8 protein-coding genes are annotated in these 13326 nt (G+C 69.5%); 2 read left to right on the top strand and 6 right to left on the bottom strand.

What is annotated here, in order from left to right; translation table 11 throughout:
* Positions 1–719 precede the first annotated feature (719 nt).
* Positions 720–1421, top strand: coding sequence for a PHB depolymerase family esterase (locus tag NQZ70_RS45535; RefSeq protein ID WP_129579816.1), 702 nt, complete (start codon positions 720–722; stop codon positions 1419–1421).
* 86 nt (positions 1422–1507) lie between these two features.
* Here the strand turns inward: NQZ70_RS45535 and NQZ70_RS45530 are convergent, their stop codons facing one another.
* The 5 genes from NQZ70_RS45530 to NQZ70_RS45510 form a co-directional block, all read right to left on the bottom strand.
* Positions 1508–2779 carry a non-reducing end alpha-L-arabinofuranosidase family hydrolase gene (locus NQZ70_RS45530; RefSeq protein ID WP_237244652.1) on the bottom strand — a complete coding sequence of 424 codons (1272 nt, stop codon included), beginning with the start codon at positions 2777–2779 and terminating at the stop codon, positions 1508–1510.
* A gap of 435 nt (positions 2780–3214) precedes the next feature.
* On the bottom strand, positions 3215–5458 hold the full coding sequence (locus NQZ70_RS45525; RefSeq protein ID WP_237244651.1) for a DUF3160 domain-containing protein: 2244 nt from the start codon (positions 5456–5458) through the stop codon (positions 3215–3217).
* 193 nt (positions 5459–5651) lie between these two features.
* Positions 5652–7055, bottom strand: a complete 1404-nt coding sequence (locus NQZ70_RS45520) for a DUF362 domain-containing protein (protein ID WP_129579815.1) — start codon at positions 7053–7055, stop codon at positions 5652–5654.
* 26 nt (positions 7056–7081) lie between these two features.
* Positions 7082–9328, bottom strand: a complete 2247-nt coding sequence (locus NQZ70_RS45515; protein WP_129579814.1) for a glycosyltransferase — start codon at positions 9326–9328, stop codon at positions 7082–7084.
* A gap of 81 nt (positions 9329–9409) precedes the next feature.
* Positions 9410–10090, bottom strand: a complete 681-nt coding sequence (locus tag NQZ70_RS45510) for a methyltransferase domain-containing protein (protein WP_129579813.1) — start codon at positions 10088–10090, stop codon at positions 9410–9412.
* Positions 10091–10422: 332 nt separating this feature from the next.
* Here NQZ70_RS45510 and NQZ70_RS45505 point away from each other — a divergent pair, with 332 nt between their 5' ends.
* Positions 10423–11802 (top strand): methyltransferase domain-containing protein, encoded by a 1380-nt coding sequence (locus NQZ70_RS45505; protein WP_165374491.1) that lies wholly within the window; start codon positions 10423–10425, stop codon positions 11800–11802.
* 80 nt (positions 11803–11882) lie between these two features.
* Here NQZ70_RS45505 and NQZ70_RS45500 read toward each other — a convergent pair whose 3' ends face one another.
* Positions 11883–13196, bottom strand: coding sequence for an Ig-like domain-containing protein (locus tag NQZ70_RS45500; protein ID WP_129579811.1), 1314 nt, complete (start codon positions 13194–13196; stop codon positions 11883–11885).
* Positions 13197–13326: the final 130 nt, after the last annotated feature.

Here is a 13326-nt window from a genome sequence, read left to right as displayed (position 1 = left end):
CAGGTCTCCCGGAACCACGAGCTCGCACGCGCCGGGCGCGCAGGACAGCTCGCGCGAGCGCCGCGGCTGTTCGCCGCAGCGGCCCCGTCGCAAGCGAGGACGGCCGCGCGCCGGTCCATTTTGATTGACGCCGGACATGTGAGCGCTAACATTTAGCTCCGGCTACTCTTTTGTTTTGCCCTGGATAAGCGCATCATGCGCACCGGGCGCCGTGTCGCGCTGTCTGCCTTTCTTGCTGAAAGATTACATCGGCATGCGCTTGGACGACCGCGGACGCAGGGCCGCAGCGTTGGGCGCGATGCAGGTGAGTGATGCCAATCGCCTGAGCTCATCGCGGGGTCGCCATGGGGCGAGTGCCGAAAGGCGATTCGCGCGATCACGATGGGGTCCAGACCATGCTGAGACTAGCTGCTCGTTCGTCCTTTCCCGCTGTCGCTTTGATGTTTCTCGCTTGCTCGTCCGAGACGGGCTCTCCCGGTACGGGAGGTGACGGAGCCGGTCAGGCCACGGGCGGCGCAGGCGGGGCCGGCGCTTCTACGACCAGCGGGGGAGCCACCTCGACAAGCTCCGCGAGCGCTGGCGGCGGCGCCGCCAGCAGCGGGTCGACCGGGGGCGAATCGTCGGCGGGGGGCGGCGGGATGGGGGCCGGCGGCGCCGAACCGGCCGCGGGCAACCCGAGCCCAGGCTGCGGCAAGGCGGGGAGACCCGCGAACGGAACCGTGAAGGTCGACAACGATCACATCTACACGTTCCCGGACAGCTACGACGGCAGCACCCCTCTCCCGCTCTTGATGGGCTTCCACGCCTGCGGCAACCCGATCGACCAGTTCATCAACCTCACGCGGGGGTCCGCCTTCGAGACCGAGTACGTGCGCGCCGTGGGCAGGTCGTCGGACGCGGGGGGGTGCTGGAACTACAACAACGACATCGCCAAGGTCCTTCGAATCTACGACGACCTGATGGACAACTACTGCATCGACATGGACCGTGTGTTCGCCACCGGCCACAGCTCCGGTGCCCAGATGATCGTGCAGATCTTGGCGCACAGGTCCGACGCCGAGCACATGAATTTCAAGGCGGTCGCGCCCGTCGCGGCCTCCGACTACGGCGCGCTGCAGGTGTCCATGCCCGTGATGTACATCCAGGGCAAGAACGACACCGTTCGCGGGGGGGACGGGGCGAGCACGGTCGCCAGGTTCCGCGCCGCCAACATGTGCCAGACGAGCTCGACGCCCTACTCCGAGGTCATGGGCTGCCAGAGCAGCGGCAAGGCGGTGAACCCCGGCTGCGTCTCCTACAGCGGCTGTTCGGCGCCGACGATCTGGTGCTCGCACGACGACCCCGCGTACAGCAATACGAGCCACGGCGTGCCGTGCTTCGCCATCAAGGCGATGTACGACTTCTTCACAGGCATGCCGTAAAGAAGCGCGCGAGCCCGCGGCGACGTTGCGTCGCCACGGGCTCGATGGGGGGCTCCAGCGGGGAGCCCGCCTCGAGGGGACCGGAGCTACTTCTCGAGCGTGAGCAGCCCGAGCCTGTAGGGCAAGCGGCCGTACTCCCCCCCGACGCTCGGATCCCTCCCCTGGTAGAGGAACCGCAGGTCGCACGGGTTGAGGGTCATGCGCTCGTCGTGCCCGGAGCGGACCAGCTCGCCGTGGCTGATGTCGTCGCTCCAGTCCCCGCCCTCGAACGTCACGTTCGCGGGGCCGGCGAAGGGCTTCGCCTTTGTGTCGGCCAGGGGCGCCCAGGGCCCATCGAGGCTCTCGGAGGTCCAGGACCTGAAGAAGCGAGGGCTGTTGTCGAACGCCTCCACCAGGAGCAGGTACTTGTTCGACCCGTCGATCTTGTAGACGTTGCTGGCCTCGAACAAGAGCCCCGAGCTGGGAGCCGTCATGACGACCTCATAGCCCTCGAAGTTCGGGAACTTGTCGATGCTGACCTTGGAGCGGTAGAGCTTCCCGTCGTCCCGCGAGAAGAAGAGATGGCAGTTGGCGTCGTCGCAGATGTTCCAGAAGTCCAGCGCGCCGAGGACGTTCCCCATGGCGCCCGGCTCGCCCTTGAGCAGCGGCTGCGGGCGGCTCCAGCCGTTCATGTTGTTGATGTCGTCGTTGGTCGAGTACCTGCCGTTCCACTGGTAGATGAGGTACCACTTGTTGTGCGGCCGGAAATAGAAGACCTGGGGCGCGACCGTGCTGCCGGTGGGCCAGCTCCCCATGAAGTGCTGCTCAGCGGCGTTCGCCTGAGGGAAGTCCGTGAAGCTCGTGTAGATCGACTGCCAGTTGTTGCTCGGAGCGGTCTCGAACACGGTGGCAAAGACGTGGTACTTGTTGTTGAAGAACACGATGGTCGGGTCCTTGACCGAGGCCCAGGTGCGGCCACCAGGCGGCTTGGGGCTGATCACCGGTTGGCTCGACTTCCACTTGAACGTGGTGGGCAGGTCGCAGGTCACCGGCGGGCTGCCTCCTTCGCCGCCGCTGCCCCCTTCCCCTGCGGAGCCGCCGCTCCCCGCGGCCGACGTGCTGCTGCTCGCGCTCGTGACGCCTCCCCCGCTCCCGGCGGCAGGCGACCCGCCGGTGCCCCCTCCACCCGATCCCGCCGTGGAGCTGGCGCTCGTCGTCGTGCTCGCCGAGCTGCTCGTCCCATCAGCGGGCTCCTGCCCGTCGTCCGGATCGCTGCCGCAACCGGCGAGCGCCGCGAGCACACAGCCGAGGGCAGAGAGACGAAGGGTGGAGCGGTGGTGAGTCAGGGGTTGGTGGGGCAGAGCGAGGTGAGTGGTCATGCTAGTCTCCAGAGGGATGCCCGACAGGGCCAGCGAGCTCCTCAGAGCCCGACCGTCGAGGTTGAAGCGGATGAGGACGAAGGGCCCGGTGCACAGGACGGCCCATCCAGGGCAAAGCTAAAGGATCCCCGGAGTCCTGATTGTGAGCGTTAACATGGCCGGCGTCAATCAGAAACCGGCGCGCGGGTATCCGCGATCCCGACGGTTGCGGAGCGGCGGCCCGCGGCGATGCTCGCGTGGGCTACCCCACGAGGAAGAGGGCGCCCGCCGCCCTGGCAGGCTCGTCTGCGCCCCGCGGTGCTGCTGCGGCAGGCTACACCGCATCTCCGAGCGCGTCGCGGCGCGGGACGGTGCTACTGGAAAGGTGCGAGCTGGACTACCCGGGGGCCAGAGCGCTCGAGCCAGCGGTGACGTTGTCGAGCGGGGTCCCCGCGCTCATTCGCTCAGCAACGGAGCGAGCCAGGGCACGACCGGCAGATCGTTGTCGGTTTGGACCTTCGTCTTCCATTCCTCGTCGGTGAGGCGCACCAGGCCGTCTTCAAGGACTTCGTGGTAGGCGGAGACGACGCCCGCGTACGCGCGGGGACCCTGGCAGGAGTCGACGGTCACCACCATCAGGCGCGGCACGCCGGTGCCCACGTGAAGCACGCTGGGCTTACGAGGGACCGGCAAGTCGCCGCCGATGTCGGTGTGCACGTCGGTGATGGTGGGATCCATCTCCACGGCCTGCAGCGGGTCGAAGTGGAGCTCGCTGTACCAGCCGGAGTGGCCGAGGACGGTCCCGTCGCAGTTCACGCTGGCCGTGACGGCCCGGTTGATGAACGCGAGGTGCTCCGCGTTGTGCGGCTGGCCGCTGCGCTGGGCGCGCGCCATCTCGGCGAGCGTGAGGTTGATGCGCGCGACGCGCGCGAAGTAATCCTCGATCTGGCCGCCGAAGCTCGGATCGAGCTCGAGCGTGGCGGTGAGCTCCTGCGCGCGCTCGGCGAAGCGGACCACGGCCTCGAAGAACTCGGGGTAGGGGTCGACGTAGGCGTCGGGATACTCGCACGACGCGTTCGACGTATACGACTGCTTCACGTAAAGCACGTTGTTGTGGCGGAGCTGCGCCCACGAGCTGAGCTGGGTGTTGAGCAGCCGGCGGCCCCAGGCTTCGCTGCGGGCCACCGCGGGCAGGTCCGAAGGCGGGGCGCCCGCCGCGGGCGACAGCGTGCGGAGCGCGCCGAGCCAGCTCGTGTACAGGCTGCCCTCCCAGTATGGCTCGGGGTGCTCGTCGACCAAGAGGCGCACCGCGGAGAGCTCGCCGGGATAGCCGGCCTCGACGTCGAGCTCGTCGCCGAGCAGGCCGAGCGCCTGGTCGTTGCCCAGCGCGGCGAACGCCACGTCGAGCGGGTCGGGCACGACGCGCGTGGGCAGGCGGTCGTAGACGAGGTTCGAGAAGACGTGGCTGTCGACGGTGTAGCGCTGGCCGAACAGCGCGAAGCTCAGGTTCAAGGGGAAGGTGCTCGCGCCGCCGGCCTGTCGCCTCATCACGTGGCTGGCGATCCGCTGCTCGCCGAACTGACCGTCGACGAGCGCGCCGGCGAGGGTCGCGTCGTCGACGGCGGCGATCCCGTCGGGGGCGTCGAGCGCGGTGAGCAGCTCGTCCACCTCCGGCAGCGTCATGTAGTCGTGCTCGCCCACGAACGCGCTGATGGTCGCGTCGATCGATTTGTATTCCGCGAACGTGCTCTCGTCGAGGAGCCGGCGCAGCGCGATGACGCTCTCGACCTGCCTGCGCCGCAAGATCTGCTTGCCGTCTTCTTGCGTCTCGAGCAGGCGAAAGTCGATGCGGCCGAGCCACATCATGCTGCGGAAGTAGCGCTCGAGCTCCGGGTCGCCGTCGTAGTGCCCGCGCGGCTTGAACTGGGAGAAGTCGATGTTCCGCTTCACGCCGAACAGCACGCGCTCCTGGATCCCCGCGGCGCGCGTGGCGGCGTCGACGAAGCTCTGCACCCCTGCAGGCTCGCGGGAGTCGACCTTGCCGTTCAAGAGCGACACGGCCACGCCCAGGTAGAAGTTCAGATCGGACGCCACCTCCGGCTCCAGCCTGTCGGCCGCGTCGATCAGCGAGCTGCGAACGTCGGTCAGCAAGCGCTTGAGCCGAGGCCGCAGCGCCTTCTTCTCCAGCTGCTGGAGGATCTTGTCGTGCGAGCGGTAGATGGCCTCCAGCACCATGTCGCTGCTGATGAACACCGGCAGATCCTCCATGTAAATAGTGGAATAGCCGAGGGCGAACGACGAGAATCGGTGGCCCGCGGCGATGGCGAAGCCCATCTGCGACAGGCGCTCTTTCGGAGCGTTGTCAGCCGAGAAGAAGGCGTTCAGGATCGGGTCGAGGTTCGTCGCGGCGAGCGGGTCGTAGCCGAGGTTCGGCGCGAACTCGACGGTGTGGCTCGCTCGCAGCTCGTCCGCGGTCGCCAGCCGCGCCTCGTCGAGCTCCTGGAGCAGCGGGTCGACGCTGGCCGGCGTGGAGACCGTGATCTCCGTGCCAGGGTCGATCTCGCTTGGCACATCGGCGATCGCGCTGGGATCGGGGCCGACGGGTCCACACGAGCAGGCGCAGAGCAGCGCCAGCAGCGGCAGGGTCACTCTGGTCCCGCGCCCGAGCCAGGTCATCGTCGTTCGCATCATGCCATTCATGTCATGCCTCCCGCTCTCCCGGTCAAAATGTGCCACTCGATGGGGGAGAGCCGAGGCTCGCGAACCGCAACCGGCGTGCCAGGCGTAGCGACACCCCCTCTGGAGCGAACGGCCTGCGACCAAGCGTGGATTTCGTGCTGAGGATGCCGAGCCGCGGAGCGCGGTGCTCTGGCCGAACGCGCGGAACTCTGGGTCAGGCCGCCGCGCCGGCCACGCCCGCCAGCAGCGACGGCCAGCTCCGGGGCGGCTTGAACCGGTGGGTCGGCGCGGGCCCATCGACGATGTGCTCGACCTCGTCGAGGCGGCCGCCGGGGAGCAACACCCCGCCCAGCGACGCGCGCACGAGCGGTATCCGCGCCGGATCGAAGCCCATCACCCGCGACGCGATCGCGTCGACGACGCTCGGGTCGAACCCGCCGATCAAGAGCCCCGCGGGCACCGGCGTCGCGCCGAGCGGCCCCTCGCCCTCGCCCGCGACGATGCCGTCCACGATCGTCAGGTACCGCCGCTGCGGCTCGCCGCGCAGCGCGCCGCCGCGGTCGGCGAAGAACAGGATGCGGTTGAGATCCAGGATGGTCCGCCAGAGCGTGTCGTTCCCCTCCCAGCTCCCGTCGATGACCTTCGGCGGCGCCCCGAGCCGCGGCGCGCGCGCCACGAGCGAGTGATCGCCCGGGAGCGGGAACCGGCTCAGCTTGTCCTCCACCGCGTCACCGAGGCCCTGGGGACGATCGAACTCGTCGCCGCCCACCGACGGATCCCCCTCGGTGAAGTGCGGGAGCCAGTACTTCTCGTTCGTCAACCCGATCACGCTCTTCAGCGAGAGCGTGACCCCGGTCTTCTTGTGCGTCTTCAGCTTGGGCAGGTTGATGACGACATCCGCGTCGAGGAGCGTCTGCGGAATGCTGTACTCGTGCCGCTCCCCGGTGTGGTGCGGCACCGGCGTCGCGTAATGGCTGCGGTGGAAGCGGAGCGCGCCGGGGCGCGGGGCGCCCGCGCCGGCGAAGAAGCTGTCCCGGCCGAGATCGACCACGCGGTAGCCCCGGGGATCGCCGGGCAGCGGGCGGCGGAGGAGCAGCCCGAGGTTCCACGAGCGGCCGAAGCGGCGCACGTCGTCGAGCGCGAACACGGGCGCGACCCGGAAATAACGCAGGTCGATGAAATCGACGTCATGACCCTGGGCCTTCAGGTGATCGATGACGTCGAAGATGCCGAGAGGGCCGGCGACCTTCTCGATCTCGCAGCCCTCGACCGGCGAGTCGACCACGCGCACCCGCCCGCGCGGGCCGGCGGCGCGGAGCGCATAGTCGAGCACCGGCCGGAGGAGCGAGCCGTGCGTGCTCGACGCGGCGAGCCGCTTGCCCGTGATCTTCTGGTGCAGGTTCTTCGACGAGACGAGGTTCGGCTTGATGATGACCCGGTCGCCCGGCGCGATCAGGTCGCCGAGCGGGTTCCACGCGGGCGTGCCGGCGCGCGCCGCGTCGAGGCCGAGCCCCCGGAAGAGCGCCTCGACGGCCTCGTAGACCGGGCCCGGCGCGCCGTACGGTGCGCGATCGGCGTAGCCGAGGCCCGGCCTCGATACCGTCACAACGCGGCTCATCACCGTTGTCATCCGGAGCGCCCCTCTCAACCGCCCGCGCCGTTCGCGCCGAACGACAGGATCTCCGCCGGCGCGGCGCGCTGGAAATCGACGTTCAGGCGCGAGACGCTCGCGAGGTGCTTGCCCGTGCGGACGAGCGCGATGTCGTCCGCGAACTCGACCTGGATGCGCATCCGCTCGCCGAGGAAGCGGCGGAACGTGGACAGCACCTCGTCCAGCACCTGCTGCGAGAACCGCCCGCCCTTGACCACGCGGAACGTGATGGCGTCGCGCTCCTCCTGCACCACCTGAAAGCGCTTGATCGCGTAATCGAACTCCTTGAGGTAGTGCGCGAAGAACGTGCCGGGCAGATAACGCCCGTCCGTCCCCCGGATGATCGACTGGACCCGCCCCTCGATGCGGCCCACGCGCGGCGCCCCGCGGCCGCAAGGGCACGGCACGGCCGGATGCATCGCCTCGGCGAGATCGCCGATGCGGTAGCGGACGAAGGGCATGCAGAAGTTGTTGAGGTCGGTGATCACCACCTCTCCGATCTCCCCGGGCTCCGCCGGGCGCCCGTCGCGGAGGATCTCGACGATGTACCCCTCGGCCACGACGTGGTGGCCCTCGTGCGCCTCGCACTCGTAGGCGATGCCCGAGAACTCGCGGCTGCCGTACTTGTCGAAGACCTCGCAGCCGAACGCCTCCTCGATGAGCCGGCGGCTCGGCAGCGGCAGCGTCTGCGCGCTCGACATGATCGCGCGCGGCCGGGCCGCGACCTTGCCGGTGCCCTTCACGTAGTGCGCCAGGAAGTCGAGCGCCTCGGCGTAGCCGTCCATGAGCACCGGCTGCACCTCGGCGATCCGCGCGATCATCTTGCCCAGGTTGTCGTCGGACAGCTCGAAGATGGGGATGAACGTCCGGTTCGACAGGATGGCGTCCGCGCGCTCGCGGGCCGCCTGCCACCGGGTCATGCCGATCGTCTGGTGCCACAGCCGCACTGTCGGGTCGCCGAAGCGGTAGCCCGTCCACTCCTGCGCCCGGAGCGTCGCCGCCCAGCGGAACTCGAGCTGCGCCCGGTCGGCGTAGCAGACGAAGGGCTCGCCCGTGGAGCCGCTCGTCGTGATCTTGAGGACCTGCGACTTGTCGTGGTTCTCCGACATGATGTCGAAGTAGAGGTGGCGCCGGATATCCGTCTTGGTGAGGAACGGCAGCTTGTGGAGGTCCTCCTGGCCGCGGATGTCCTCGGGCCGCAGCTTGAGCTCCTGCATGCGGGCGCGGTAATAGGGCACGTTGCGGTAGCAGTGGCGGAGCAGCCGCCGCAGCTTCTCGTCCTGGAGCTCGCGGGTCTGCTCCGGCGTGAGCCACTGCGTCTTGCGCAGCGTCTCGTAGTAATGCTCGACGTCGCGCGTGATCATCCAGTGGGTGTGGTTGAACGCTGCGAGGTACGCGCGCCACTTCGCCGTGATGAGCGGATCGCGCTCCGGCGAGCGATCGATCACCGGGTGGCGGCGGAGGTACTGCGTGGCCACGTCCGCCGGGGGCCGGCCCACGCGGTACTCCCACATCGCCTTGCCGAGGTCGTAGAACGATTTCACCACGGCGCCGGCCGCCCCCTTGTCGAGGAAGGAGACGCCCTGCCGGCGCTGCTCGAAGAGCGTCTCGACCTCCTTGTACGAGTAGCCCTTGGCGTGGGCGGCGACCAGGATGAACGATTGCCAGTAGAAATAGCTGCCCTTGTACGTCAAGAGGTCCTGGAACACCTCGCGCGCGCACATCACGAAGCCGCTCTTGTTGTCCTGGAGCGACATCCCGAAGGTGGTGTTCAGCAGGGAGTTGAACCCGCGGCTCAGGTGGTAACGGCGGTCCTTGCGCCGGCCGACGGCGCTCCTCCAGCCCTGGATGACATCGACGCTGTGCTCGTAGAGCTCGCGCCGGAGGCGCAGCAGGTCCTCGGGCTGGTACTGGAGATCGGCGTCGATGATGGCGACGAGCTTGCCGCGCGCGGCGGCCGCGCCGGTGCGCCACGCCGCGCTGATGCCGCGGTTCTGCGGGTGGAAGCACCCCACGACGAGCCCGGGGTGCGCGGCCACGAGCGCGCGGATCGTGGTGGCGGTGCCGTCGGTCGAGCCGTCGTCGACGAGGATGAGCTCCCCCGCGAGGGCGCCCTCGCGGAAGACGCCGAGGACGCGCTCGGTGAGCTCGGGGATGTTCAGCTCTTCGTTCAGACACGGCACGATGACGGAGAGCTCGATCGGGGTCTCCGGAGCAGGCTCGGACTGGGGTTCGGACATGGTGGTTCGCCTATCTTGCCTGGAAGGGGAGCCCGCGGCGGGGCGACGGGCGCTCGGGGCGGTCCGGGTGCACGGCGGGGGTCACCGGGGGACGCAGCGGAAGCAGGCGCGGATCGGCAGGACGCCGTGGGGCGCGGCGCGGCGCTCGGTCACGCGGAAGTGGCGCTCGAGAAGGCGGCCGAACTCGTCCGGCGTCCACTGGTGCAGGTGGTAGACGTCGCCGCCCCACTGGATGCGGTCGCGCAGGAGGTAGCCGACGGGCGTGCGGCGGACGAGGCCCTTCAGCCGCGCGATGAGCGGGTCGTTCGGGACCGTGATCGCGGCGACGCCGGCGGGGCGCAGGAGGCGGGCGATGGCCGCGAGGACGGCGGAGGGATCGACCGTGTGCTCCAGGACCTCGGTGCAGATGATGCGATCGAAGCTCGCGGCGGGGAGGTCGAGCCCGTCGACCTCGCCCTTGAGGAAGCGGGCGTCGTAGCCCGCGAGGTTCTTGCGGGCGGTGTCGAGGAAGACGTCGGAGACGTCGATCGCCGTGATGCGCGCCCGCGGGAACATGCGCAGCACGTGGCCGCCGCCGGAGCCGACCTCGGCGAGGTCGAGGCCCGCGCAGTCGCCGAGCATGTCGCGGATGATGGCGAGCCGCTCGCGCTCGATGAGCCGGATCGGCAGCGGGGCGCGGTCGTAGTAGTCGTCGATCGGGTGCTCCCGGGCGAGGCGGTCGTTGAGCGCCTCCACGTCGATGTCGCCGGCGGCGTTCGGCATGGCAGCCCCATAGCACGGGCGCGGCGGAGCCTCACCCGGGCCGCGCGGCCGGGCTGAGCCGGGAGCGCGGATCGGCGCCCTCGTCGACGACCATTGGCTCGAATCCGCACGTCATGTTCCGACACGCGCCGAACAGGCTGGAGCGCCGTCCGACGCACGAAACGAGCCTCTGTGGCGAGGTCGCCGCGTGGCACGGCGGATGCTTACGCTTAGGATGCTTACAGGCTTACAGAGCCTGTAGGGGTGGGCCCCGGCGAGCCCTGCGATGGCCCTGGCGAGCATCGCCAGCCGCCCCCTTGCGCCCGCCATCGAACTGTCCATGGAGCATCGATATGGGAAACGGCGATATCTCGTGGTCCTGCGTGCGCTGCGGGCGAGCCTTCGGCGCCGCGCGGCCTGATGCCTGTGTCGTATGCGGGACCGAGGCCCCGTCCATCCTCGGCATTCCCATCCTGACGTTCAGGCCGCACGTGTCGATCGACGCGCTGCGGACGCAGCTCGCCACGGTGCCCGACGCGGCGCAGCCGGTGAACCGCGAGGCCGTGAAGCGCGTCCTGGATCCCGCGCTCGCGCAAACGGAGGGCCTTCCTCGGCGCCCGATCGGCACGAGCGACTTCATGGCGACGCGGATGGCCGGCTGGGAAGACAGGTTCACGTATCTGTACATCGATTGGACCGACACCGAGGAATTCCGCGCCGACCGCGCGTTCGTCCTCGACGCGGTCCTGCGGCATTGCCCGGATCGGAGCGTCGCGGCCGTGCTCGGCTGCGGCGCCGGGGGGCTCGTCGCGAGCCTGGCCACGGCCTTCCCCGCGAGCCTCGGGCTCGACGTCTCGCTGCCGCACCTGCTGCTCGCCGACCACCTGCTGCGGGGCGGCGCGCTCTCGCTGCAGCTCCCACAGGCGCGCTGGCGCCAGGTCTCGATGCGAGGGCCGACGACGCCTCCCAGAGGGGCAGGCTTCATCGTGGCGGACGCCGCCGCGCTGCCCTTCGCTCCCGGATCGATATCGCTCGTCGTGACCCAGTACCTGCTGGACATCGCCGGGGCGCCGACGTTCATCGCGCGGGAGATCAACCGGGTCCTGTCCCCAGGAGGCGTATGGCTCAATCTCGGCTTGCCCTTCCGCCGCTCCTCGGATCCACCGGATGCCGGGCTCCTGACGTGCGACGACATGCCGGCATTTCTCGATGACCTCGCGTTCGACGCGCTGGAGATCCGCCGGAGGAGGGCCATGTTCCACGACCTCTCGGCGCTCGACGAGTGGCTCCCTGCGTCGGTTCACTCCACCATCTTCTTCGCCGCCAAGAAGCGCGGAGACCTCGCGCCCGATCCCGTCGCGCGCGCCTTCGAGGGCCACGCCGCCCGGCGCGGGACCGCGATCCTGGACATGATCCCGCGGCTCATCGCGGGCCGACGCATCCATCTGCTCGAGGGGTGGTCCTTCGGCCCCGGGGGCGCGAAGCCTCGTGTGGAGCTGATCGCCGCGAGCGGCAAATCGATGTCGATCCCGGGCCCGCTCGGCGCTTTCCTGCGCAGGCTCCTGTCGTCCATCGACGGCGAGCGGACGGCTCGCGAGGTCCTGGCCGCCGTCGGTTCGGCCTCCGACGACGCGCTCACCGAGGACGACTTCGTCGTCCTGCTGCGGACCCTGATGCTCCGGGGCTGGCTCGAGATCGGACAGACGAGGCCATCCGCCCAGAGACAGCCCTGAAGGCGTGCGCCGCTTCCGCGAGCAGACCACGGCTGCCCGGCGTCGGACAGCTGTGTCCAGGCACGCCAGCAGCGGAGAGACTAGAAGCCGCAGGTCGACAGGCGGTCATCGCCGACCGCGATCGTGACCCCCCAGTTCTCGCCGTTCGAGTAGCTCCAGTTGAGGTAGCTCTCGCCGTTGGTCACGGTGTGATAGGGCATCACGGCCCAGCGGTTGCCCCCCAGGTCCCACTCGGCGCACCACGAGTACGGGCTCTCGTCGCAGCTCGCTGCGTAGCTGTTCGAGTACTGCCCCGTGTCCGGGCCGGACCAGGGGCCGTCGAGCACGCGCCAGTACTTGTTCCAGGGGCCCGAATAGAAGGTGCCGCCGCCCTCGTTCGTCTGCGTGACGTAGGTGTCGACGTAGAAGGCGGCGTTCTCGGAGCACCAGGCGGTCGCGCCCTCGCTCGTGACGATCTCGAACAGGATGTACTGGCTCGAGCTCACGCTGCCGAGGCTCGAGAAGAAGTCGTAGAGCGATTTGATGCCCACGTCGTCCGCCGGCGTGTCGACGTAGCTGAAGACCGAGACGCCGCCGCACGGCGCGCACGGGCCCCCGCAGTCGACGCCGGTCTCGCCCTGGTTCAGGATGCCGTCGCTGCAGGTCCCCCCGCCGCAGTCCGCTGCCGACACGTGCAGGGGGAACGAGAGCCGGCTGCTCCCGCCAAGCACATCGGTGACCGTCACCTGGACCGTGGCGACGCCCGGGCCCGCCGGGGTGAACGTCGCGGCGCTGCCGGCGCCCGCGAGCTCGCCCGCGCCGCCCGTGAGCTCCCAGGCGACCGAGAGCGCGTCGCCGTCGGGATCCGACGCCGTCACCGCGATCGTGGCGGTCTCGCACTGCGTGATGAACTTGCTCGGGGCGATGTCGATGTCCTCGATCGCCGGCGGGTCGTTCAGGGCGGCGATGACGTCGAGCCCGCCGTTCGGCGCCCCGGCGCACTGGGATACGAGGGTGATCTCGGACGTCCCCTCGGGGAAGACCGAGGCCGTCGCCTCGGCGGGGGCGCACTCCACCGAAGGGCCGGCGCTGCTCAGCGGCGTCGCGCAGACGCGGTAGACGCCGGGCGGCACCACGAACAGGCCGTCGGCCCCCGCGTGGACCCTGGACCCGGGAGGCAGCGCGCGCTCGGGGAGCGCCTCCTCTTCCAGCGCGCTCGTCGTATCCGCGATGGCCGCATCACCGCAGGTGCCGTCCAGGGCGACGACCTTGTAGTGGACCGCGACGACGTCGTGACGCAAGCCTCCGACCGTGAGCGCCGCATGAATGACCCCTGTCTCCGCGGCCTCCTTCGCCGCGGCGCCCTCCGCGTCCCGGTCGCACGCCGGCGTCGCGGCGACGAGCGCGATGAGCATCGTTCTACTCGCGCGAGAGTGGAATACGCTTCGCATGGTGCACCTTCTCCCTGGTGACGTTCGGCAACATCATCGCGGGCGCGGCGAGCTCTGCGGACAGCCGCTCTGCTGACAGCAGAATCTCCAGGGC

Source organism: Sorangium sp. So ce836 (assembly GCF_028553905.1).
GTDB lineage: Bacteria > Myxococcota_A > Polyangia > Polyangiales > Polyangiaceae > Sorangium > Sorangium cellulosum_D.
The sequence above is the reverse complement of the archived record's forward strand: the minus strand, read 5'-3'. Positions and strand labels throughout refer to the sequence as shown.